The sequence below is a fragment of the Ruminiclostridium hungatei genome (assembly GCF_002051585.1).
Lineage (GTDB): Bacteria > Bacillota > Clostridia > Acetivibrionales > DSM-1351 > Ruminiclostridium > Ruminiclostridium hungatei.
Genome location: NZ_MZGX01000023.1, coordinates 45,186 through 69,631 on the forward strand (window position 1 = coordinate 45,186; position 24,446 = coordinate 69,631).

General features: G+C 43.7%; 17 protein-coding genes and 1 other annotated feature. Of the genes, 3 read left to right on the forward strand and 14 right to left on the reverse strand.

Translation table 11 applies throughout. The features are described from left to right. Window positions 1–67: 67 nt before the first annotated feature. Window positions 68–1,060 carry a zinc dependent phospholipase C family protein gene (locus tag CLHUN_RS16060; protein ID WP_080065649.1) on the forward strand — a complete coding sequence of 331 codons (993 nt, stop codon included), beginning with the start codon at window positions 68–70 and terminating at the stop codon, window positions 1,058–1,060. 85 nt (window positions 1,061–1,145) lie between these two features. Here CLHUN_RS16060 and pfkA read toward each other — a convergent pair whose 3' ends face one another. The 7 genes from pfkA to CLHUN_RS16095 all read right to left on the reverse strand — a co-directional run bounded on the left by pfkA (window position 1,146) and on the right by CLHUN_RS16095 (window position 10,919). Continuing rightward, window positions 1,146–2,129 (reverse strand): 6-phosphofructokinase, encoded by a 984-nt coding sequence (gene pfkA / locus CLHUN_RS16065; protein WP_080065650.1) that lies wholly within the window; start codon window positions 2,127–2,129, stop codon window positions 1,146–1,148. A 187-nt stretch (window positions 2,130–2,316) separates the two neighbouring features. Continuing rightward, window positions 2,317–3,222, reverse strand: coding sequence for a phosphatidylserine decarboxylase (locus CLHUN_RS16070; RefSeq protein WP_080065651.1), 906 nt, complete (start codon window positions 3,220–3,222; stop codon window positions 2,317–2,319). A 201-nt stretch (window positions 3,223–3,423) separates the two neighbouring features. Beyond that, window positions 3,424–4,233, reverse strand: coding sequence for an SIMPL domain-containing protein (locus CLHUN_RS16075; RefSeq protein ID WP_080065652.1), 810 nt, complete (start codon window positions 4,231–4,233; stop codon window positions 3,424–3,426). Between the two features lie 154 nt (window positions 4,234–4,387). Then, on the reverse strand, window positions 4,388–5,593 hold the full coding sequence (locus CLHUN_RS16080) for an MFS transporter (protein WP_080065653.1): 1,206 nt from the start codon (window positions 5,591–5,593) through the stop codon (window positions 4,388–4,390). Window positions 5,594–6,035: 442 nt separating this feature from the next. Further along, window positions 6,036–7,310: an acyltransferase family protein gene (locus tag CLHUN_RS16085; protein ID WP_080065654.1), complete on the reverse strand. Its 1,275-nt coding sequence runs from the start codon at window positions 7,308–7,310 to the stop codon at window positions 6,036–6,038. A gap of 224 nt (window positions 7,311–7,534) precedes the next feature. Beyond that, window positions 7,535–8,515, reverse strand: a complete 981-nt coding sequence (locus CLHUN_RS16090; protein ID WP_080065655.1) for a glycoside hydrolase family 43 protein — start codon at window positions 8,513–8,515, stop codon at window positions 7,535–7,537. A 124-nt stretch (window positions 8,516–8,639) separates the two neighbouring features. Next, the gene (locus CLHUN_RS16095; protein WP_165755776.1) at window positions 8,640–10,919 is read right to left on the reverse strand and encodes a HelD family protein; all 2,280 of its coding nucleotides are present in this window, start codon (window positions 10,917–10,919) and stop codon (window positions 8,640–8,642) included. A 387-nt stretch (window positions 10,920–11,306) separates the two neighbouring features. Here CLHUN_RS16095 and CLHUN_RS16100 point away from each other — a divergent pair, with 387 nt between their 5' ends. After that, complete coding sequence (locus CLHUN_RS16100) at window positions 11,307–13,820, forward strand: sugar-binding protein (RefSeq protein ID WP_080065657.1); 2,514 nt, start codon at window positions 11,307–11,309, stop codon at window positions 13,818–13,820. Window positions 13,821–13,923: 103 nt separating this feature from the next. Here CLHUN_RS16100 and CLHUN_RS16105 read toward each other — a convergent pair whose 3' ends face one another. From CLHUN_RS16105 to CLHUN_RS16120, 4 genes are all read right to left on the reverse strand, one after another. Further along, window positions 13,924–16,308: a transglutaminase domain-containing protein gene (locus tag CLHUN_RS16105; RefSeq protein WP_080065658.1), complete on the reverse strand. Its 2,385-nt coding sequence runs from the start codon at window positions 16,306–16,308 to the stop codon at window positions 13,924–13,926. A 176-nt stretch (window positions 16,309–16,484) separates the two neighbouring features. Beyond that, complete coding sequence (gene argS / locus CLHUN_RS16110) at window positions 16,485–18,263, reverse strand: arginine--tRNA ligase (protein ID WP_080065659.1); 1,779 nt, start codon at window positions 18,261–18,263, stop codon at window positions 16,485–16,487. Between the two features lie 54 nt (window positions 18,264–18,317). Continuing rightward, window positions 18,318–18,530: a binding site (T-box leader), on the reverse strand. Between the two features lie 233 nt (window positions 18,531–18,763). Next, on the reverse strand, window positions 18,764–19,744 hold the full coding sequence (locus tag CLHUN_RS16115) for an AIPR family protein (RefSeq protein ID WP_080065660.1): 981 nt from the start codon (window positions 19,742–19,744) through the stop codon (window positions 18,764–18,766). A 315-nt stretch (window positions 19,745–20,059) separates the two neighbouring features. Beyond that, the gene (locus CLHUN_RS16120; protein ID WP_080065661.1) at window positions 20,060–20,608 is read right to left on the reverse strand and encodes an NADH peroxidase; all 549 of its coding nucleotides are present in this window, start codon (window positions 20,606–20,608) and stop codon (window positions 20,060–20,062) included. Between the two features lie 233 nt (window positions 20,609–20,841). Between CLHUN_RS16120 and CLHUN_RS16125 the strand changes: the two genes are divergently transcribed. Next, window positions 20,842–21,306 (forward strand): AraC family transcriptional regulator, encoded by a 465-nt coding sequence (locus CLHUN_RS16125; RefSeq protein WP_080065662.1) that lies wholly within the window; start codon window positions 20,842–20,844, stop codon window positions 21,304–21,306. Window positions 21,307–21,379: 73 nt separating this feature from the next. Here the strand turns inward: CLHUN_RS16125 and CLHUN_RS16130 are convergent, their stop codons facing one another. The 3 genes from CLHUN_RS16130 to yihA all read right to left on the reverse strand — a co-directional run bounded on the left by CLHUN_RS16130 (window position 21,380) and on the right by yihA (window position 24,394). Continuing rightward, window positions 21,380–22,237, reverse strand: a complete 858-nt coding sequence (locus CLHUN_RS16130) for a cation diffusion facilitator family transporter (protein ID WP_080065663.1) — start codon at window positions 22,235–22,237, stop codon at window positions 21,380–21,382. A 235-nt stretch (window positions 22,238–22,472) separates the two neighbouring features. After that, window positions 22,473–23,726 carry a DUF445 domain-containing protein gene (locus CLHUN_RS16135; protein ID WP_080065664.1) on the reverse strand — a complete coding sequence of 418 codons (1,254 nt, stop codon included), beginning with the start codon at window positions 23,724–23,726 and terminating at the stop codon, window positions 22,473–22,475. A gap of 20 nt (window positions 23,727–23,746) precedes the next feature. Continuing rightward, window positions 23,747–24,394, reverse strand: a complete 648-nt coding sequence (yihA, locus tag CLHUN_RS16140; protein ID WP_080065665.1) for a ribosome biogenesis GTP-binding protein YihA/YsxC — start codon at window positions 24,392–24,394, stop codon at window positions 23,747–23,749. Window positions 24,395–24,446 lie beyond the last annotated feature (52 nt).

Sequence of the window (24,446 nt, forward strand, 5' to 3'; positions counted from 1 at the left end):
ACATACTTAATCAATGCAAAAAACGTATATACTAGTACTGATGCTTGAGCGTTGAGAGGAGACAATTATGCCCAATCTGGCAACACATTACCTATGCGGTCTGGAAGCTGTAAAAAACATTGAGAACAGCGGGTGCAGAGAGCTGATACAAAGGCATCAGAACGTATTCAACCTGGGTGTCCAAGGGCCTGATATCCTTTTTTACTATGAGGTGTGGCCCTGGAGCAAGAAAAGCATAGAGCCGAATATCGGCCGGACAATGCACAGCTCCAAGGTAAATATGGTGTTCAGAGCCCTCGTTGATTATATCCTCCGGCAAAAGGGCCATGTCAGGGATATATTGAGTGTATATTTAATGGGCTTTGTCAGCCATAACTGCATGGATGGGCTTGGACATCCCTACATTTTTTACAGGTCGGGCTTCAATACTCCCGAGGCAAACAACGAGAACCTGTTTGTGTATTATCACCGCAAATTCGAGGTGACCATTGACGTACTTTTGTGCAAAAGGTTTCTTGACAAACAGGTACACCAGATAAACTGCGCCGAACTGCTGGAAGTAAATAAGGTGGAGTTGGGGCTGATTGGAGAGATGTATGAGAGTGCGGTAAATTCCGTTTTTAATGCAAATATTCATAAGAAAAAGGTTAAGAGAGCCGTAAAGGAAATGCTGCTTGTGGAAAAGCTGCTCAGGGACCCCTGCGGAGTAAAGAAAAAGGTACTTGAATTTATTGACCGGCTTATTTACAGGTTCCCGCTGTACTCCAGCCTGATATACCCTCTGCAGGTGACAGACGGACTGGATTATCTGAATATTTCCGGAAGTGAATGGTGTATGCCCTTTGACAGCACCATCAAAAGTACAAAGTCATTTATGGACCTTTTTAATGAAGCCTGTAAAAAAACCCAGGTGTTCTGCGATCTGCTGTATTCGGGTATCTTTCTGGACAGTTCGGGGCTGCCTCGCACACTTGAGCTGCTGGGGAACAACTCCTATACCACTGGTATTGACTGTGATACACCGGCGGTTTTTAAATACTCCGATATAATTTTCAGGTAAAAAACATTCCGGACTGGAACAGGCCGCAGGATTTAAAATCCTGCGGCCTGTTTTATATCAGTTCATTTATATACATGTATACATGCTATATTGATAAAATACTGCTCATTCTCAGCAGATCCTGGTCGATATCCTTCTTCATTGAAAGTGCTTCATCAATATCCAGGTCAACAATCTTTGCATCCTTGACGGAAATTATTCTGTTAAAGACTCCGTCTCTCAGCAGTTCAACAGCCTTAACGCCCATGGCACTTGCCATAACCCTGTCCTGGATAGTGGGGCTTCCGCCTCTTTGAATATATCCCAGAACTGTTCCTCTGGTTTCTATGCCTGTGAGATCTTCAATTTTCTTGGCAAGCTCAAGTGCACCGCCGATTTTTTCAGATATGCCCTCTGCGAGAATAATGATATAGTTTTTCTTTCCGTTATTTCTTCCCTGAATAATCTTCCTGATTATATCCTTGTCAAAATCAAATTCCTTCTCAGGCAGCAAAATAACTTCCGCGCCTCCGGCTATACCAACATTAAGAGCAATATGTCCGGCACGCCTTCCCATAACTTCAAGCACGCTGCAGCGCTCGTGGGAATATGCGGTGTCTCTTATTTTATCCAGCGCATCCTGTACGGTATTCATTGCAGTATCATACCCTATGGTATAATCCGAGCTGGCTATATCATTATCTATAGTTCCCGGCAGACCCATCACCTTCATGCCGAATTTGCTGAAATCCCTTGCTCCTCTGTAGGAACCGTCTCCTCCGATTACAACAAGTGCGTCCATTCCAAAAGCCCTTGATATTGACATGGCCTTCTGCATGCCTTCCTCGGTAGTAAATGCCTTGCATCTGGCTGTCTGAAGTATAGTTCCGCCGCGGTGGATTATATCCGATACATTTCTGGCTGTCATTTCAGATATATCGCCTGTTATAAGCCCATTGTATCCTTTTCTGACTCCCAGCATCTTAAAACCGTAATAAATTCCTGATCTGACAACTGCGCGTATTGCTGCATTCATTCCGGGGGCATCTCCGCCGCTGGTAAGTACACCTATTGTTTTTATGTCACTCATACGAACCCTCCTAAGACCTTGAAAAAACTTTTAGTAATGAGAATCTCTAAATTCATCTGTTTATGGTCTTCCTCATTGAAGCAACATGAAACCGACTGATAAGATTAATAAAATATATTTAAAAAAAAATATAAAAACCCAATTTAATTTATTATAAACTAATACTGTACTATTAACAATACAAAAACTAACAGATTTTTGCGCCATTTAGGGCTTTTCCTATGGTATCTCCTGCCAAAACTCTGGTCTCAAAGCCGGAGGCTGTCTGCTCCAGGATTTCCTTATCTATGACAACCCGGCCCTTTTTGAAGAACAGGAGCACCGTGGAACCTCCGAATTTGAAGTACCCTTTTTCTTCCCCTCTCTCCAGCCTGCTGTCCGGCGTATAGGTCTGAATTATGGTGCCTACCGATGTGGCGCCAACCTCCGCATACAATACCTCTCCAAAGTTGTCGGTGCGGAATATGCTGTACTCCCTTTTGTTTCTGCAGTACAGCTCAGGTATCCTCTCCAGGGCCACAGGATTGACAGAGTAATATTCACCCTTCACTTTGACCGGCGCACTGCATGAGCCGTTGTCAAAAAAATGGAACCTGTGGTAATCCACCGGGCAAAGCCTCAAAATCATATAGGTCCCCCCGTCATACTCCTTTGCCAGCTTATCATTTTGAAGCAGCTCAGCCAGGCTGTAATTCATTCCCTTAATCTGCAGGATACTCCCGGGATTAATATCGGTCCAGGCTTGAAGACGCCCGTCTCCCGGGGACATAAGGCAGCCGGCAGGCTTATCAAAAGGCCTGGCAGTTTTTTTCAGCTTCCGCGCAAAAAAATCATTAAAGCTTTTAAAAGACCCAGGCTCAGTTTCACACTCGGTCATATCTATGGAAAAATTTCTTACGAAACCGGCAATGCTTCCTTTGCTCAAAGGCAGGTCGCAAAAGAAGCCTGTGAGGGCAGAATAAATTTTCCGTTTAATCAGCAGTTCCAGCCCAAGTTTTCCGGGCCCCGTCTTGTACAGCGCATTCAGCAGCCTTCCCCCGGCTACCTTTTCCAGATCGTATTCTCCGGTTTTACGGTTGTATATTTTAATCATAAAGGACCCCTTTAATAAAAAAATGCCGGAACAATTGCCGTATATAAATTGCTCCACATAACTAAAATGATACAAAAACTTTATGAGGTTGTCAAAGAATTTAGTACTCTTGCAGCGAAAAAGGCCATCTCCCCTCAGAATACGGGTGATGGCCTTCTGTTTATATTCCGTTTATATTCTGCTTATATCCTGTTCAAAACGTCAGTTCAAGTTAAAGGTTACGGACACTCTCGCACTTACCTTTATCTGACCGGGGGAAAAATCGTCGTCACTGCTTCCCTGTGCTGCCGGCATTTGCACATTGGACGTGGCATTGGATATGGAATTTGCAGCCCAGTTTGCACTGGAATATGCTGAACTCCACGGGCTGTAGTAGGAGATGGCATCCTCCTGGACCTCCTGTATAAGGGAGGCCTTGCCCACAGTCTGTCCCAGCTCCTTGGCCATGGCAGAAGCCTTTTCCTTGGCGGCTCTGATGGCAAGGGTCCTGGCTTCGTCCTTGTATTTTCTCAATTGGGTGGTTTTAAACTGCACATTTTGAATGTAATTTGCACCGGCCTCCAGCAAGCTGGTCAGCAGCTCTTCAAATTTAGCCAGGTCCTTCAGTGTTATCACCAGTCCCCTATGGACGGTATAGCCCTTGAAAATACTCTCCCCGTTGTTTGAGTAGGTATATTTGGGATTCACATTGATATAATCGGTAACAACATATTTGGACTCTATTTTTAGTTCATTTGTAATAGCCTTTATTTTCTTTATCCTTGTATCATTTTCGGACTTAGCCTTTGAAATTTCCAGATTTGTAGTTTCCACAGCCAGTGAAAACACCGCCTCATCAGGCATGACCATAACATCCGCGGTACCCGTAACGGATATGGTTCCCGCCTCTTCGCGGCCTCCTGCCGCTGTAGTATTTCCCTCTGCAAAGCATATGGTGGTTAAAACCGAAATGACAAGCAGCACGGACAAAAGCAACATACCCACTCTGGGCTTTCGGGCAATAAAATTCATACTCTCGTACCTCCATTTTCATTTTCAGACTATCGCAATAGTTTATAATAACAGACTACTACAATAGTCCAAAATTGTCAATACACTGAAGCACCGGAAATGTGGATTTCACTGCAGGTATCCTCCGCAGGTCTCCACCTCAGTTTTCATGCTTCTATTTTTCCACCTTCTTCAATACCCTGTCGGCTAACATGACAAAACCCTCCAGGAATATCAGCATACCCGTTCCCAGCAGCAGCCATTCTATCCTGACAGCATCGGAAAGCGGCCCGAACACAAGCATACCCGCAGGCATCATTATACTCGATGCCATGCCGAATACTCCGAATACCCTGCCCAGATAATCTGCTTCCACCTTCTGCTGCAGCAGGACTGTAAAAGGTGTATTAAACACAGGCATTGCCACACCTATAAGAGACATCATGACCAGGTAAAGCCAGAAGACAGGGGTAATACCCAGGGCAAAGGTTCCTATTCCCATTACCACGGTTGCCGCAACCATTGAATGTATTTTTTTATTAAAGCCTCCCCAGGAGGCCATCAGTATTCCGCCCAAAATCATACCTACAGAAAAGACAATCTCTATTGCCGTGAGCCTCCATACCTGGTTTCCGAAGCTTCTTGTCACCTGCAGAGGTGTCAGGAAGGCGGCGGGTGCCGCCAAAAAGCTGAACAGGGCACTATACATGATTATTTTTCTGATAAAGCCATGATTCTTAATGTACCTGTAGCCCTCTGCCATATCACCCAGATAGCTTACAGACTGCTTCTCAAGAGCCTTTTCATGACTGGGCACCTTCAAAAAGAAGAGCAGGGTGATTACTGCTACCGCTGCCGTAACCACATCTATAAAAAATATAATCTCCATGGGGGCCATGGTTAACAGTGCTCCGCTGAGCATGGGAGACACAAGCATGACCATGGACTGTATGCTGCCGTTGGCAGCATTGACCTTTGTAAGCTTATCCTCCGGCACAAGCTGCGGTATCAGCGCTCCCACCGTAGGTGTCTGTACGGCAGTCCCCAGCGCCCTTACAACAGATACCACGAAGAGCAGCCATATGGAATTGCAGCCCATTAAAAACAATATGGCTATAACCAGTGTAGCCAGGGCTATTGCAGTATCCGATAATATTATGAGCCTTTTGCGGTTATACCTGTCGGCCCACACCCCCGCAAAGGGAGAGAGGAAAAAGGTTGGCAGAAATCCGCAGATTATGGCTATGGTCATCATTACACCCGATTGGGTCTTCAAGGTTATATACCAGCTTATTGCATACTGGACCAGGGAGGAGCCGAATAAGGATATTGTCTGGCTTGTCAGGAAAAGTATGATTTTCTTTTTCCAATTTTCGTTCATATATACTCCATTTCGTATTCAAGATTATTTTTACCGGAATAATCGAACAGATAAAGATAAGTGTGAAATAAGTGAAGGATAACTCTCTGCATCCAGACAATAAAATAAGGATAGATTTTATTCTACCCCAATTAACAAATTAAAATTTCATATACGTAAAAATGGACTATGATATGTATCTAATGACAGAGGTCATTAAACGGGCTCCGATATCTAGTAATACAAAATCCCGAATCTCATTGCCGTAAGCCGTAATGAAGAATTGTTAAAGGGTTTTCTGAAAACGGGCAGATTTATCCCGGTTGCTCTGCACACTGCAGACACTTTAATCACTGTTCAATTAGTTAAATAAAGTTTTAAACCAGAATCTAGCACTAATGATGCCCATTATCAAACAACCCTCCATTCTGTAAAAATCAGTTTAATGATAACACAGGTCTTTTTATTTTTCAAATAAATTGTTTTGTGACTTTTTATGCACCCTGTCAAGTACAGGCTTCTCAACAAACCTGAAGGAAAGGGCGGCAATGGCATAGGCTGCCAGCAATACCCCCAGGCACACCAGCGCCCAGGTTTTTATGTTGACTATTCCCATATATTGCTGATAGGTCTTGACCCACAGGCGGGAAACCAGGAACATAATGAAATAATGCCATATGTAAAGCCCGAAGGATACTTTGGCGGTAAACCTGAAAAAGCTGTTGTCCAGAATCCTTCCCAGCCATTTGGAATGCGGAGTTACGGCCAGTGTACCGCCAATAAGTACGGCATACAGGGGAAAATAATAGGGCTGATTTTGCAGACTGAAGCTGAAATCCGCAAGTCCTCTCACCTTCCAGAGCAATACCAGGGAACCGGCAAAGCACAATAGACCCGCCAGATCAAAGCCGTTATACCTTTTAAAGCTTTTAAACCTGTCCGCGCTTATAAAAAGTTTTGTGGTGATGCCGGCAGCCACAATACCCACGGTAAAATGCCCGAAAAAGCCAACCGGATTGTAATTTGGCATCCAGTACTTTGCACCGCCCAGGGTTCCGAATTCCCAGCCGCGCCTTATATTCTCAGGTGTCAAAAATATATGTACCAACTGGTTCAAGCCGGTGATTGCAGCAAACACACCCAGCCAATACAGGACCGCTACTGCAAAGGAGCGCTTTTTTCCCGCTGCCTTGTACAGTCCAAGCATAAATACAGGCATGAGAAAATAGCAGAAAACTTCAAAGCTGATTGACCAGAAGGGTGAGTTTATTTCGTTTGGAAAGAAGGTTACATAATGAAAGCCGGCTGTAAAGGTCATTCCTGCCGCCAGCCGTGTCCAGGTGTATTCACTGGGTATGTGAAACAGTATGACTACAAGTGTACAGACCAACAAGGAAACATAGTAGCCAGGGATAATTCTTGCTGCCCTTCTCACTGCATATTGCTTCATATCCGGAAACTTTCCCCCGCTCAGATACTGTCTCCAAAACGGATACGACAGCAAAAAGCCGCTTAACACAAAAAATACACTTACGCCTGTGTTCCCCAGGAGAAGCAGGCCCTGAACCTCCTGAACCGGGCGTATCTGGGCCCCTATGGCAAGCTTCTGGGCAAAGTGATGCAATATGACACTAAGACAGGCTATGGCACGCAGCCCGTCTGCCCCGGAAAGTACAGGCTGCTTATGAGTTTTAACGACAACTTTTTCTGCTTTGTCCAATACAACATTGTTATGCATGATTTATACCTCTGAAATGGAATTTTTTTGATGATTTTTATTGTATCATTATTTCACTACTTATAAAATATGTTAATCAAACCATATAATATAAAAATGTATGACACTGTTCCATTATCTGAGTCCCGGACTTGCAGGCAAGGACAGTAAAAAGTCCCTACCCGGAATATTTTCCGGACAGGGACCCAGAGTTTTTATTTTTATTTATGTTTATATTTTTATTTTTATTTATATGGTTCTATAGTTTGTATGGTGCCGTCCTCATTATATTTAAGCTCGGTATATTTAACGCAGCGCTTATTGTCAATGCCCTTCGACAAGGAGCAGTCATGGTAGAACAGATACCATTTATCTTCAATTTCGACAATTGAATGATGAGTGGTCCAGCCCAAAACCGGAGTCAATATCTTGCCCTGATATGTGAAAGGCCCTTTTGGATCTTTGCTGATGGCGTATACAATACAGTGGGTGGTTCCTGTGGAGTATGAAAGGTAGTAATAACCATTGTATTTGTGTACCCAGGGACCTTCAAAATATCTTCTGTCCTCATCCCCTGCCAGTATCGGATTTCCGGCTTCATCAATTATTGATATCTCCTGTGGTGCTTCCTTGAAGGTGAGCATATCCCCGCTCAATTCGGCAACCCGCGGTCCGAGGGCAGGCTCTGATACGGCAGGGCCTTCAGCCTCAGGCATGTAAGTGCCTGTTCTCCACTTTTCCAATTGTCCCCCCCAGAGTCCTCCGAAGTAAACATAGGCTCTGTCATCATCGTCAACCAGAACTGCAGGGTCGATGCTGAAGCTTCCCGGAATGGGCTCTTCCTGAGCTGTAAACGGTCCAGCAGGAGAAGGGCTTGTGGCTACTCCCAGTCTGAATATATCGTCCTTGTCCCTTGCAGGAAAGAACAGATAATAGGTGTTGTTTTTATAGGCTGCATCCGGTGCCCATAGCTGCTTTGAAGCCCAGGGGATATCCTTCAGGTGAAGGGCCTCTCCATTATCGATGCAGGGCGAGTTCAAGCTGTCCATGGACAGGATGTGATAATCCTCCATCATATATTGATCGCCGTTGTCATTTGATTCAATATCCTTATCCAGGTCATGGGAAGGATAAATATAAATTTTACCGTCAAAAACATGTGCAGACGGATCGGCTGTATAAATGTGAGTAACCAATGGCTCTTTTGGCATTGCATTTTTGTTCATACAAGTCAACTCCTTAATTTACTAGATATATGGTGCAGATAACATTTATCATTATACCAATATTTATAAAACAAGCAACCATAAAGTTCAAGGGGTGCCATGTGGTTTTTCCTCCGCGGGAATCCTACCGTCCGGAAACCTCACAGGTATAATATGCACCATCCATTTCTTTTATGAAGCCCGACAAATCCTGGCAGTAGTACAAATATAACTCATGGAGGGCGCGGGTGCACACGGTGTACAGAAGCCTTCTGTCCTCCGCCCGGGAGTATTCCTCCTCATCGGCGGTGCTTACCAGGACGGCATCAAACTCAAGTCCCTTGGCAAGATACGAGGGTATTATCACTGCACCTCCCTGGTATTCCTCATTTTTATTTGATACCAGGCTAATATCCGTCAGCGGCTTTAATGCTGAAAACAGAGCTTCGCACTGCGCCGCAGTCTTGCAGATAACTGCAATCAGCTTATGGCCTCTGTTTTTAAGACTCATAATGTCTGAAGCCAGCCTTTCCTTCAAATGTGCCTTATCCTGCCTTATTACCACAGGTTTATTGCCGTGCCGGTCCAGTTGTTCTGAACAGTCGGGCTTCAAAAGCAACTGTTTGCAGAAACCTGCAATTTCCTTACTTGACCTGTAGCTTTTGGTCAGGCGAATGCTTTCAGTGCTGTCCGCAGCCTTTCCGCCAAAAACTTCATAGATATTTTCAAAGTTTCCCACATTCATATAGCCGTTGACAGACTGGTTTTCATCTCCAAGGATAGTCCTGTCGGAATTTGCAAAGGCTCTCCTGAAAATCTCGTAATGTATCACGGTATAGTCCTGGGCCTCGTCAATAATGACATGCTTTATGGCTTTTGCCTCACTTACGGAGTCCAATGCGGTTTTAAGATAAATTATGGGAGCTGTGTCCTCATAATCTATCACCCCCTTGCTCAACCGGGAAACAGTATAGGTTCCAATGGCTTGAAGCTGCTCAGGCTCCCAAAGGTCAGACTCTGCTGTCCAGATGGACATATTGCTGAGAAATGCAATGTAGAGCCGGTATATATCAAAGGAAGTCATCTTAATTATTTCTTCCTTCAAAACCTCATATTCCGCAGTAATTTCCTTCTCAGCCAGACTTCTCCCCGACTCCAGGTCCTGCCCGCGGCCCTGTCCTGAATCCCCGGCCGCTTTCATAACTCTGTCTTCTTCAAATTTCTCCAACAGGTAAAAAAGCCTCTGCCTTAATTTCTCCAGCCGTTTTGAATAGGTAAAGTAACTGTAGTCATTAATGAAAAGCTTATAAATCTCATTGGAGGAGATTATTACCGTGCCGTTCAGCACCAGGCTTTTAAACTCCAGACCTTCTCCCCCTTCAAGCTCCCAGACATATTTTTTCAACATGCTCAGGAACTCTGCGGAAGCCTTGAGCCGTATGCCAAGAAGCCTGGTTTTAGCCGCACTGCACGACAAAATGTCTTCCATCTGTCCGTTCATGGATTCTATCCGGTAGCTTGAGTCCAGCATTTTTCTGAAATAATCGATGAAGGTGCTTCTTTTAATTTCCTCTTCTCCCAAGTCCGGGAGAACATTTGAAATGTAATCCTCAAAAACGTGGTTTGGAGAGAACACCAGAATATTATCCGCTGTAATGCTGTCCCTGAATTTATATAAAAGATATGCCGCCCTGTGAAGTGCAATGGAAGTTTTACCGCTGCCCGCGGGCCCTTCCACTATGAGGGTTCTGCTCCCGCTGTTTCTTATAACTGTATTCTGCTCCCGCTGTATGCTGGTGACAATGGTCTTCATCCTGCTGTCGGTGCTCTTTCCCAGTATTTCCTTAAGCATTTCATCGTTTATGCTCAAACTGCTGTCAAACATGTATAATATATTGGTACCGCTGATTTTATACTGCCTTTTGAGCAGCATTTGTCCGCTTATGGTTCCAGACGGGCAGTCATAACGGCAGGTGCCGTTTTCAAAATCATAAAACATGCCCGAAATTGGAGCTCTCCAATCATATACAAGTATTTCCCTGTTATTTCCCGTAATCAGGTTGTGAATGCCGATATAGATTTGTTCCGCAGAAGCCTCTCCGTCCTCAGCAAAGTCTATTCTTCCGAAATATGCGCTTTGAAGCATCTTTTCAAGGCGTGTTACCTTGCTGAAGGAAAATTGGTATTTTCTGGCCTCATTGGCTATGCCCGTCTGATATTGCCATACCTGGGCGGCACCCTCCAAATCGGTCAAATCTGTGGTGGTCAGCTTAACCTCCTCCCACATCTTCTTCTGCAGCTCTATTGCTTCCTTTTTAAAATTGACTACAGCGTCAGTCTCCCTGTCCAGTTGCAGCCGTATTTCCTTTACAACCCTCTCAAGACGCGCCTTTTCAAAATCCCAAATCTCCTTGCCTGTAATCATCACATTCCTCCTTACATACACAAACACCCGAAAAGTCAGGCTCAGCCATATAAGGTGAGCCATTTGAAAACGTGAAAAAATATATGCCCCTGATAATATGAACAGGATAATATAATACCTTTTAAGCAGGATAAATATAAGTCTGTTTTTACAGGCTGTGAAATGATATAATGTAAGTGAGGGGGAACAATCCTTTAAAAGGCTTGTTTTTCTTTTCATATCTTATATAATAGATATATAAGCACTTACATTTCACACCTTTATTTACGTATATTCCCAATTATTAAACTGTCATCATATATCTTACCTGTTTTCCATCCGATTTTTTCGGCTGGGAAAAATTATCCTCAACTGACTTCTAAAATACATTTTACAGGAGGTTTTACAATGACAAACAGTTCCGAAACACCTGCGGCACCTGGCTGCCCGGCTGCCGCCCCACACGGTGAAAAAGCTAAATTCACCCTGAAAAGACTGATTTTCCCCATTACCGGCCTTGCAGCACTTATCTGGTTTTTTATCCGGGTTATCCCAAAGCCCAGCAGAGCTGCCTATCCCTGTCAGAGAGCGGCCTTTCCCCTTGCCTCTTCCTTTGTCATATGGCTGACGGGAATTGTGGGAGGCACATTTATCTATAAGAAGCTTAAAAAAAGATTCCATTCGGCACGTCCAATAGCGGCAATACTGGGCGGGGCCGCCCTTCTGGCTGCCGTGGCCTGGAATCTGTACTTCTTTCCACAGCAGACAACCCTGGCAGCCTTTACACCTGTAATGCTGGATAAAACCAATGTGGCAATAGTACAATCTTCAAAATCCGATGTTAAGCAGATTGATTATACAGAAATAAAACAAATGGTGTCAGATGCGGTGTCCCAGGTGGGTGGAATCGGAAGTGTGGTTAAAAACGGCGACACAGTGGTTCTAAAGCCCAACCTGATAGTGACCAACGGACTGTCCGCAGAGGCCAACGGGGTGACTACCGACTGGCGGGTTGCCAAGGCAGTGGTGGAGCTTGTGAGAAGTGTAAACCCCAGCGGCAAGGTTTATGTCATGGAGGGGGCTATCACCGATACGGCAACAATATTCAACTATTATAAATACACTTCCGGAAATATTCCGGGTGTGGATGCCTTCCTCCCCATTGAAAAAGACAGCGGCAACTGGCAGGATAAAAACTCCTCCGGTGTAACCCTGGTCAATCTTCCTGACGGCCTTTTGCACAATCAATATTATCTCAACCGAAAGTATAAAGAAGCCGACGTAGTCATTAGCCTGCCCACTATGAAAACCCACTGGAATGCTGGCTTTACCGGGGGCATCAAGAACGTGGGCATAGGAGCCACACCCGGAAACATATACGGCAGGTCCTCCAGCGACCCCGCCAGGAATAACATGGTAAATCACGATACCGATGACCTGCATAAATGGATTCATGATTTTTATAAGTGCCGTCCCGTGAACCTGGTAATAATGGACGGGCTGCAGGGCTACCAGAACGGCCCCTTCCCCTATAATGCCTCGGGTGCAAACGGCAATCAGATGAATATGAGGCTCATATTGGCAGGAAAAGATGCGGTGGCGGTTGACAGCATAGCCTCCCTGACCGTTGGCTATGACCCCCAGACCATTGGCTACCTGCGTTACCTTAATACAAGCAGGCTGGGTAATATCGATCCCTCCTGCATCAATGTTTCAGGTAAGAAAGTGGATGAAGTCAGAAAATACCTGGCAGGCACAACCACCCTGGGTGTAACAAAGATTACCGACAAAACGGCTCCGCAGCTAAGTATAGGTTCTGTACAGACCTCGGGCAGCAAGCTTTCCGTTCCCCTGACCACAGACAGCGAAACAGTGAAAGAATTGGTATATATTGACGGTCAATTGAAGGAGCCCTTCTCCGCCTCGGGCATGAACTCCATGACTCTGGATATATCAGGCCTCAGCGGAAGCCACCAGTTGACTGTAGAGGCCTATGACCGTTTCCTGAACCGGACCACCAAAAGCGTCCAGTTCTCGGTGGACGGCACAACCAGCCCCGAAACGGGTTACAGCGCTCCCCGAGCAGCCCAGGCCCCTGTTATTGACGGCATTGGCAGTGAAAACTGCTGGCAGCAGGCCCAGTGGAAGGATATAAAATATGTCTGGCTGGGAAATCCTCCGACGGCAAGCGATTTCAGCGGGCGGTTCAAGCTGGTCTGGACACCGGAAAGGCTTTACTATCTTGTAGAGATAACCGATGATAAGCTTTCCGCCCCCAATACCACCCAGTTCAAAAACTATTATGACAATGACTGCGTTGAGCTTTTCATAGACGAGGACCATTCGGGCGGCAATCATCAGAATAATTATAATGCCTTTGCCTACCACATTGAACTGGACTATGACATCATAGACAACAATACCTCCGGTACTCAAAGCCTGTATAACGACCACGCCAAGGTTCTCCGCACCAAGAACGGAAATGTCTATACCTGGGAGATCGAACTGAAGGTATTTGACGATAAATACAACGAGAAAGTCACAACCAATGTGCCTGTAACTCTCACCAAGGATAAGATAATGGGCTTCGGCGTTGCATACAATGATAATGACAACGGCATGACCCGGGAAAATTTCATGGGCTCCATGGATATTCCCGGAACAGACAAGAATGTTGCCTGGATAAACGCCAGCGTGTTTGACACCTTGAAGCTGGTGGACTCCACACCAGCAGTCCAGAAGGGGGATGTAAACCTTGACGGCAGGGTAGACGCCATAGATTTGGCGCTGCTCAAAGCCCACCTGCTTCAGATATCCAAGTTGACCGGTGACGCCTTGTCCGCAGCAGATCTTGATTCTGACGGGACCGTAGATGCGCTGGATTTTATGAAATTGAAGCAATACCTGCAGCAAGCGCAGTAAAGTATCATTAAGCACCGTGCGCACAGCGTAAAACTCCTTGCGGCATATAGCATAAAAGTCCTGCGAGCTTTGCTTGCAGGACTTTTAAATAACAGCTTCAGTTTTACTTTTTGGACTTTGCCGCAACAGTATACAGATTATTTTTTGAATCATAGGTCAGGGAAATGCTTACATAGGGATCATTTAAATAGCCCACCGCAGGCTTTATATTCTTATCGGCCACTCTGAAGGTCAATTTGTAACCGTCCACCCAGTAAAAATTCTTAAGCAGATAGGCCCTGATTTCATCCTGGTTTTTCAACTTCATGGGATCCAGTTCCGCATCAGAATAATACCTGATGTCAGGGACACCCATAAAGGGTGTATGATCCTTCATAAAGGTAAACCTGTCTACAAGGAAGTAGGTATATCGGACTTTTCCGTCATCCTTGTCATCCCAGGTAGTATCTACATACTTCCATTCGCCGTTGATAAACACCGCATTCCAGGCATGGTTAAGTGTATAGGGATCACCTGCCTCATAAACACAGGGTATTGATACTCTCTCACACAAATCCTTGAACAACTGGGAGTAATCTCCGCAAACACCTCTGCCCTGGTCAATGGATATCATGACACTGCCCACACTCTGTACATCCCGGTACTTTAAATCATACGTAATATGCTTGACAACATAGTCATGAATTGCTCTGACTTTCTGTTCCACTGTCATGGTGGGCTTGATAATCTTTGCCACAATGGCATCCAGCTTACCATTCAGCTTTTTGGTGACAGAATCGGGCTGCATGTTCATATCAACCTTATCACTGCTTTTTATGACCTTCGGTTCTATTGTATAGCCTAATTTCGGTCCGTAATCCCCTTCTTCAAGGTCAATAAAGGTTGTTCCATTTTTCATGGTGAATTTAATACCGTTTTCAGGGGTAAACACTTCTATCAAGGCTCCCCCCGTATCAATTTTTGTATAACTTCCGGTTAACTTGATTTTTTCCAATATGGTGTCATAAAAATTGTCATCAATGTATTCCAGTATTTGAGCTTTATCTTCAAAAAGCAGGTTGATTGTATTTTTCCCCACAACGACCTTTGACAGGTCCCACATGTCAAAAGGAAGCCTGTAGCCTCTAAGGTCTTCAAATTCAAACGCAGAGTCGTCCATTATGGCGTCTTCCTTTGTATAGCTGCCCTGGGGATCGAACCTGGCAGATTTGATTCTCATTCCTGAATTCAGACAGGTTCCCACATTTATCAGGTCGCCTGCAGGTATCTTGTTTGCATCCAAAATCTTCAATGAGAAAAACGTCTTGTCATAAACCTGGGCCTTGGCCAGTATTCTTGCAGCCTCCAGCCTTGTCAAAGGCTTGTCCAGTCCTTTGGTGTCATCAAGCATGCCATAGGCATAGGCCTGTTTTATGTAATCCGGACTGTCTGCTGGAATGCTGTTATCGTCTATGACGATTTTCTCACTAAGCTCTTCTTTTCCAAAGTACAATTGTGCCAGTTCCCCCAGAGTAATCGCCTTATTAAATCCGTGGGTCAAGGCTTCCGGCAATTGGTCATATACGGCAATTCTTTTGGTAATAGTATCCCAGGCTTCCGCAGAAGGCTTATCCTCCGGATATTCGTAATACTCTATCTGCTTTTGCCGTTCCCGGTCACCTTCCCGGCTGTTTATCAAGTACCCGAAGCTTTCAATGAGCTCTTCCACCGATTGGATACCGTCAAACCGGTCTGCTAACGAATTTCCGGCTTCAATGGTGAAGATACCTTCATGAATTTCCGAAAGTATCCTGGACGCCATGATTTTGGATAAATTGCGCTCAATAAACAGCTTCTCGACCTCACCCGGCAATTGCTCAAGAATTTTCGGGCTGACAGTATTCCCCTTCTGTATGGACTGGTTCAGGTACCGGGTGATTTTATCCTTGACCTTCAATGCCGCCGGGTCCACCTGGTCCTTTTCCTTTCCCATCCTTCCATAGTTGCCTGTCATGTCCTTAGACATCAGCCATTCGGTAAAGTCGGATAAGTCAGCATATAAGGTGACGGTTTTCCCTTCGTAATCCCACCCGTATACACCAGTATTTTTTGATAAATAAATTTTTTGATTGAGACGGTCCTCAATAACCTTATACTCCTGTGGTGAAAGGCCTCCCAGATATTCTTCCTTGACTTCCACAGCTACCCGCAGCTCGTTTAATGCTCTCTGGGCCGCAGCCTTTAGCTGGGCGTCGGTCATTTTTTTGGAAGTTCTTTTGATTGTGGGCTTGCTTCCATCCGTGATTATCGCTCCCAGACTTTTCAGCGGAATAACTTCATCCTTCTTATATTGAAGAAACTCCTTCTCCAGTTTTGCAAATACTGCGTCCAGTGCCTTGTTGTTGGAAAAGTATGGGGAAGAGGCCGCAGATGCTGTTGTAAAAGATGAAGAATAGACAGTCAACAGCGCCGCCAGCAAAACCAGTAAAACAGTTGATATTTTCTTCATATTCCCGTTTATCTCCTATTATTATATTTTTTTCACCATATTTTTCTATTATAACGCAAAATGTATGATTTTTGTCGGAATATTGAGAAAATTCTTTTTGCCGGCCTCAGTTTCTATTTCTCCAATTATTCAACGGTCATTTTTGCTGTATTGTATTATCAGCTTGCTTGTCTTCACTACATTCTGTCGGGTACTTCTATTCCCAGCAAGTCCAGGCAAGTAACCAAAATATCCCGCCCCAAGGAAATGAGTTTTATCCACGAAGTTTGTTTTGAAGGGTTTTGCTCTGAAATAATTCTGTTTTCATAATAAAACCTGTTCACTTCATTGGATAAGTCATAAATAAACTGGCATATCTTATGGGGCGAATAGTCAATAAAGCTGTTTATAATGACTTCGTTAAACTGTGTAAGCTTCAGCATAAGATTACGCTCATTTCCACTGCAGGGCAATTGTATACATCCATCCACACCATCATTCCCATATCCGGAGTTCATTGAATAAAACCTGTTAAGGATGGATTTTATTCTTACTACAGTGTATATAATATATGGTCCCGTATTCCCCTCAGAAGAAGTAAACCTGTCCACATCAAACATATAATCCTTTGAAATCTGATTTGATAAATCGCTATATTTGAGAGCTGCCACTCCAACCTTCCTGGAAATTTCTTTTGCTTCCTCTTCAGGAATAGCCTTATTCTCTGTAACTCTATGGCAGACCTTATCCCTGGCCTCCTTTATAAGCTGTTCCAAGCGCATTACTCCGCCGTCGCGGGTCTTAAAAGGCTTCCCGTCCTTCCCGTTCATTGTCCCAAATCCAAGAAAAGTAAGCTTGGTTTTAGTTGAGACCAGCTTTGCCTTCTTTGCACACCGGAAGACCTGTTCAAAATGGAGTTCCTGTCTTTTATCAACAATATAAACAATCTCTTGAGGGCAGTATAATTCCATTCTTTCAATTATTGTCGCCAAGTCCGTTGTGCTATACAGGGTTGCGCCATCTGATTTTACCAGAATACATGGGGGCATATCCTTTGTATCCCCATCTTCTTTTACATCTACCACAAGTGCTCCTTCGCTAAGATATGCAAAGCCCTTGTTTTTCAAGTCTTCTATCATTTTAGGGATGTATGGCTGAGCGTCACTTTCTTTTTTCCATAAATCAAAATAGACGTTCAAATCAGCATAGTTCTTCTTTAAATCCTCTATGGATGCGTTCAGGATATGCTCCCATAATGCAATATATCCCCGGTGCCCCTGCTGGAATAAAAAGGTGGCCTGTTTTGCCTCTTCCATAAAATCAGTATTAATCTTAGCACGACTGCTTGCAGCAGGATAAATTTCTTCAAGTTCCGCTATACTAAAAGGTGCCTTCATGGGGAATTCGCCTTCGTAGTCCTCTTCGAAATAAATCAGTTCAGGGCTGCGACGTTTCAGTTCAGCTATAATCAAACCTATTTGCAAACCCCAGTCTCCCAAATGGACATCCCCCAGCATTTTATACCCGATAAATCTTCCAATGCGCTTAATGCTCTCACCTATTATAGCCGTTCTCAAATGCCCTACATGAAGGGGCTTTGCAACATTTGGGCCACCATAATCCACAATAATGGTTTTGTTATCTCCAATTTCTTCACAGCCATACTTGTAAGCACCTGTCATGGCATTTAAATAGCTTACAATAAAGCTGTCTTCCATAGTAATATTAATAAATCCAGGCATAACGCTTGTTACTTCCTTAAATTCAGGGTGCTCTTTTAATACTTTTGTTATTTCATCTGCAATAATAATAGGAGCTTTTTTATACGCCTTTGCAGCAGTCAAAGCACCATTGCATTGAAACTGGCATAAATCCGGCCTATTTGATAATGTAACCAGCCCATATTCCGGAGAATAGCTGCATTGGTAGAAAGCATCCCCTACCGCATCTGCAATCAGTTCTGTCAATCTTTTCATTAAATAATACCTCCCAGCTAAAATAAATATAAAAAAAACGCCTCTTATCTTGAAATAAGAGACGGACAAATCCCGTGGTACCACTCTGGTTGATTGCATCTGCAATCCACTTGGAACTTTAACGCAGTCAACGTCACGCCCTGACTTACAAGCTCAGGCGGCTTCTCCAAGGCCCTTTTCCCCTGATAATATCTTATAGGACTTTCACTCTGCTCCTACTCGCTGTCAGAAATCTTATAAGGGTACTTTCCTCTTCATGGAATTTGGTTATTTTGAACATTATATAAACTATGGTTTTTATTGTCAAGGCATAATTATTAAGTGTTGTTTGTTTAAAGCTTGGAGTCTTGTGCGTAATTGGCAATAGTCTACATACACATTGCTATCTATTATCTCTACAGCTTCACCAGAATAAGCCAAGAGGAAACCTGCGAAATAAGAATTATCATTGCTTTTCGAGAATGACAGATATGACTTTCCAATCAAAATGAAAATTTCATTTAAAAAAGCTTTGGAGGATTCTTCAGATATTTTTCAACAATATCAAATCTTCTAAAAACTGCTGCTATAGTTCGCCCATCTATTAGATTTAAAGACTCGCTTATATAATTAAGGCTCTCATGCATACACTTCAGTAAAAAAACCTCACATGAATTATATAATTCCTCTTTTTTATCATCAAACATATTTCTTGCGATTAAAAAATTCCTATGTGTTAATTGCTCAAAAGTTATATTTAACATCAAAAGTAATTGTTTTCCCATTAGCATTGCCATAAAATACTGACTAAATTTTCTATAGGCTTGAATCTCAGGGTCATTTGAAAGCTTCTTTCTATTATTATCACAATAACGAAAAACCAAAACAGAGATAATCATTTGTGCTGCATTAAGGTTAGAAAAAATTGTATCATAATATATATTGAAAAACTCGTGCTTTCTGTGCTTTGCTAGATGAGGCTGCTCTCTCCATATTGCAAAAACCGCTTCCGCTGCTACCGAAGATGGAATAACATCTAATCCATTCAGCTTACCTGATTGATTATCTCTTTTCCTTCTGTAAATATAACCCAGTTGTTTTGCACCAATTTCTAAATCTTTCTGCTCAGGTTTATTTGATTTTAAATCTCTAAAATCTACAGGATTTTGGCTATTGGTGGCAAGCGTAATATCTTGAATGACTCTTTCATCATTATTAACCTCATAAATACGCAAAAGCACCTCAACATTTGTAAAATCATTATCTGGGTTTTCATCAATTGTCTGAAATATTGTTTTACAAGTCTGACCTCCATTTATAATCTGAGCCTTATCAAGTTTCACTATCCAATTACTTTCTTGAAGATAATTTGCTCCAAATTTTTCACATATAATTGTGATGCCGTTATTAAAAAAGAAAAAATTGTTCCTATTATCACCATTAAGAAGTGTATTCCTTATACCTTCATTTACATTGTTTCTGCCTAAATATAGTTTTAGCATCAATATTATTTTCTTTCATCAGTTTGTCAATACGACTTTTGCCACGTATTCCTTCATTCTTTAAATCGTGGGTTACTCGGGCTTTCGGGGGATACCTTATGAATTTTTCTCAAGGAGTTCCATATTCCTTGAGCAGTGTTTTTATGAAAGGGCAAAAATGAAGCTTTTTCCTGGGATTTCCTCTTTAAATCTGTAAAAAACAGAACTAAAGGGATGTTGACATTCCAACACCCCCTCAAAAACTGGCTTATTAAAATTTCTTATCTAGGCAACCGCCAAACTCCTGATTTGCCCACTATCTAAATACAGGCTTGATTACTTACCAAAATACCTCTCCAGCAAGCCCTTAAACCCTGCGCCGTGTCTTGCTTCGTCCTTGCACATTTCATGCACTGTATCATGTATTGCATCAAGATTAAGCTGCTTTGCCTTTACAGCAAGGTCCTTCTTGCCCTTACAGGCTCCGGCTTCCGCTTCATATCTCAACTGAAGGTTCTTCCTGGTGTCCGCGTGAACCACTTCTCCCAGCAGCTCTGCAAACTTTGCAGCGTGCTCAGCCTCTTCCCAGGCAGCCAGCTTGTAAAACGCCCCGATTTCAGGATAGCCTTCCCTTTCAGCCTGTCTTGCCATTGCAAGGTACATTCCCACTTCAGTACATTCACCCATAAAATTTGCTCTCAAACCTTCAAGGATTTCAGCATCCACGCCCTGTGCAACGCCTATTCTATGTTCGTCGGCCCATGCGGCAGAACTCTCAGTCTGCTCTACGAACTTTTCCTTGACTGCTTTACACTGCGGGCAATTGTCAGGTGCAGCATCTCCTGTATGAACATAACCGCAAATTGAACAAACAAATTTCTTCATAATAAAAAATCCTCCATATGCAATAATTATTTTTGCTGAATATTTGAAATTCCCACCCGATATTGGCGGTAATCACTTTCACCCTCATATATGTACCACATAACCGGGGGCCTAAACAAAATAATGCTTCCTGGATTTTTCATCCATTTTAAAAGTTTTGTTGATTATCATTTTAAAGCATAGTAACCTATTGTTGGAAATTCATATTACAATTCAAGGAGGTAATAACACACATGGATATTACAATTGAAAGGCTTCCGTCATACGGAATCGCCTACATGAGAAAAACCGGCCCATACGGAGCAGGCAATGTACAGGTAATGGAGGAATTGAAGGCCTTTGCAAGAGATAACCGGCTGTTGGACGATAAATCCGTCATATTGGGTATACCACAGGATAACCCTGAAACTACCAGGCCGGAGAACTGCCGTTACGATGCCTGCCTTGTCCTTCCCGAAGACTGTGAGAACCGGCGGATTAGCGGCGGCGGTGTCAGCCGGGGAAATATTCACGGCGGAAAATACGCGGTATTCAGAATCCCCCATACGGCGCAAGCTGTTCAGGAGGCATGGAGCAGCATCTTTCCCGAATTGCTGGCAAAGGGGTACGGTTTTGATGCTTCAAGGCCGGTTATGGAAAGGTATGCGGCCCGGTTGGTCAACAAGCACTTTTGTGAGCTCTGTGTGCCCATATATTAATAAGCATGTTGTGCCCCATATATTGAATAAACCTGTTGTGCAGACAGAATTCATATATATTAATCTTTTGGTATCAGCAGGGATTGATATGGACCACTGCATCCTTGACACCCTTTATATTCTTGACTCTTGCCTTTACTTCAGAAGCAATCTTGTGGCTTTCGTTCACAGACATTTCTCCGTCCACGGACACCTTGATCAGAAGTATGAAGCCTGCTCCCACAGGCTTGGCGTTAATGCTGTCAATATGGTCCACGCCTCTCACTTCACTGACTATACAGTAGGTGTTCTCCTTAAAGGCAGGGTCGATATCCGTATCCATGAGAACATTAAAGGAGCTGATAAAGATTTTGATACCCGTATAGAATATCCATAGAGATATGCCTATACCAACAGCGCCGTCCACCCAACTGAAGCCCAGATAACCCATAATAATGCCCAGCAGCGTTCCTGCCGTGACAAAGACGTCATTCCTGTGGTCTTCAGAGTTTGCAAGCACCAGCAGATTTTCCAGCACTTTTCCCAGACGGTTTGTATAAAGAAACAGCAAAAGCTTGATTACTATGGTCACTATTGCCACGGTAATAAGAAACCAGGAGGTTCCAAAGGCAGCCTTGTTGATTATGGAAGACAGTGAGCTTTTAAATATGGTAAAGGAAACCACCATCAGGGAAAGGCTTATAATCATGGAAAAAATATATTCAGCCTTGCCGTGACCATAGGGATGGTCCTTATCCTCCGGGCGGCTGGCAATGCTGTTCCCCACAAGGGTCATTACAGATGCGAAAACATCTCCTGCACTGTTGAAGCCATCTGCAATCATTGCCTGGCTTCTGCTTAAAAACCCGGCCGTGAGCTTTATCCCCAATAGAAAAATATTAGCGCCTATTCCCAGAACCGCAACCTTTTTCGTCGCTTTAAATCTATCCATTGTGCCTCCTTGCCTTCCAGCAACATGCCATTGCCGCTATAAACCATTGCTGCAACATACCATTGTCACTATATACCATTGCTGCAACATGCCATTGCCGCTACACATATTGCTGCAAGCATACCCTTTCAGCTATACGACTTCCCTTTAATACACCCTTGTGCTTTTGCGGGTATCTTTGCTGAATACTATTTTATTCCATTATTACATATTTTAAAACATCTTTTAAAACAGCTTAGAACAGCCGAGTCAAAAGATGTATGGCCAGACCCGCCAGGCCGCCTATGACAGTTCCGTTTATTCTTATATACTGCAGGTCGGCGCCCACCTGGACCTCCAGCTTGTCCACCATGTCCTTTGTCTCCCAGCCGTCCATGGTATCATAAATAAGTGAACCCACCTTGTCACCATACAGTTTTACCATTTCAACCGCCAGGTCTGTCACTGTCGCATCTATATTTTTTCTCAGCTCGGGACTTTGGGCCAGGCTGCCCGCAGCCAGCTTTAAAGCACTGCTGATACCGGCCTGCAGTTTAGCTTCATTCTTCAAAATTGAGTTTTTAAACTCTGCCGCAGTCTCTCCCAGTTTATCCACCATAGCAGAAAACCCCTGGGAAGAAACCAATTGATTTTTTAGCTGCTCCCCCTTTTGGATAAGCTCCTCGTCACCGCTCATATCCTCCAGCAGCTTGGGAAGGGCCGACAGCACAAGCCTGTTTATTTCAGAGTTGTCGTCCGTCTCAATTGCATCTATTTGTTCCAGCAGGAATTCAAGTATTTTTTTATATATCAGATCACCTATAATAGGCATGGCCAGAGTTTTGTTTATTCCCGCAAGTACTTGAAGTGTTTTTTCCTTGTTTTCACCTATGTATTTGGACAGGGCGGTGAGCAATGCCCTTACCAGAGGCTTGTGATGCCCGCCTTCCACCAGGGGCTTTACAGCTCCGGCCAGTGCGGGATAGAGCTTCATGTCCCTGATTTTCCCGATAATAAGCTCGCTGACATGCATTTTCAGCTTCGAGTCGTCCACCAGTGTGTCCATGAGTGCCGGAAGCTTTTGGGCAGCTCCCCGGGCCAATATTTCCCCGTTTGCGGAAATATACCCCGCAAGCTTTGAGGACAATTCCATTTTGTCAAGCTTGTCCTTTATAAGTTCGGGCGTGAAAAAATTTGACACTACAAAGCCTGACAATGCCTTTGCAATCCTTTGCTTGTTATTTTGAATAATCGCTGTATGAGGTATTATTCTAAGGCCAAGAGGATGCCTGAACAGGGCAACCACAGCAAACCAGTCTGCCAGCGCCCCCACCATGGACGCTTCTGCAAAGGCCGTTATTGACGAATACAGCAGCCCTCTGTCCTCATATCTTCTCATAACGGCGAAAACAACCGCCATGAAGACCAGCAGTGAAGTTGCAAGGATTTTCATATTCCTCAGCCTCACACGTAATTTTAATTCTTCATTTTTGTAATCGTATTTTTCCATTACACAGCTCCAAAACCGGTTTACTCGGTTTCCGTTTCTTTTTCTGTAATAATTGTTTCAGGCTTTTGATTCAAAAACCTTTCCAGATTAATGTCTATCTCGCTCCACACAGCCTCAATCCCAATACGCTTTTCGGCTGAAAAAGGTATTACCTTTTCATCGTTCCCAAGCTGCAGCACCTTTTTTATGTCGTTGAGCCTGGGAGTTATCTGGGACCTTGAGATTTTATCGGCCTTGGTGGCTATTATCAAGGTATTGAGCCCGAAGCCTCTCAGCCACTGGTGCATTGTAATATCATCCTTGCTGGGCGAATGCCTTATATCCACCAGCAGGACAATCAGCTTAAGGGCATTTTCCTTTCTGGAATATAAATAGGTCTCTATAATATTCTCCCAGGAGGCTTTCAAATCCTTTGAAACATTGGCAAAACCATAACCCGGCAAATCCACCAGAAAAAATACGTCATTGATATTAAAGAAATTGATCTGCCTGGTCTTCCCGGGAGTGGACCCTACCCTGGCAAGATTTTTTCTGTTTGCAAGGGTGTTGATTATTGAGGATTTCCCCACATTCGACCTGCCTACAAAAGCTATCTCCGGATAGCCCGTGGCAGGATACTGGTTTGGCTTTACCGCCGTAATAACATGTTCCGCTTTTTTTACTATCATTACTCTCCGGCTCCTATCGTTGATTTTTATGTTTATGCTTTTCATGTGCCAT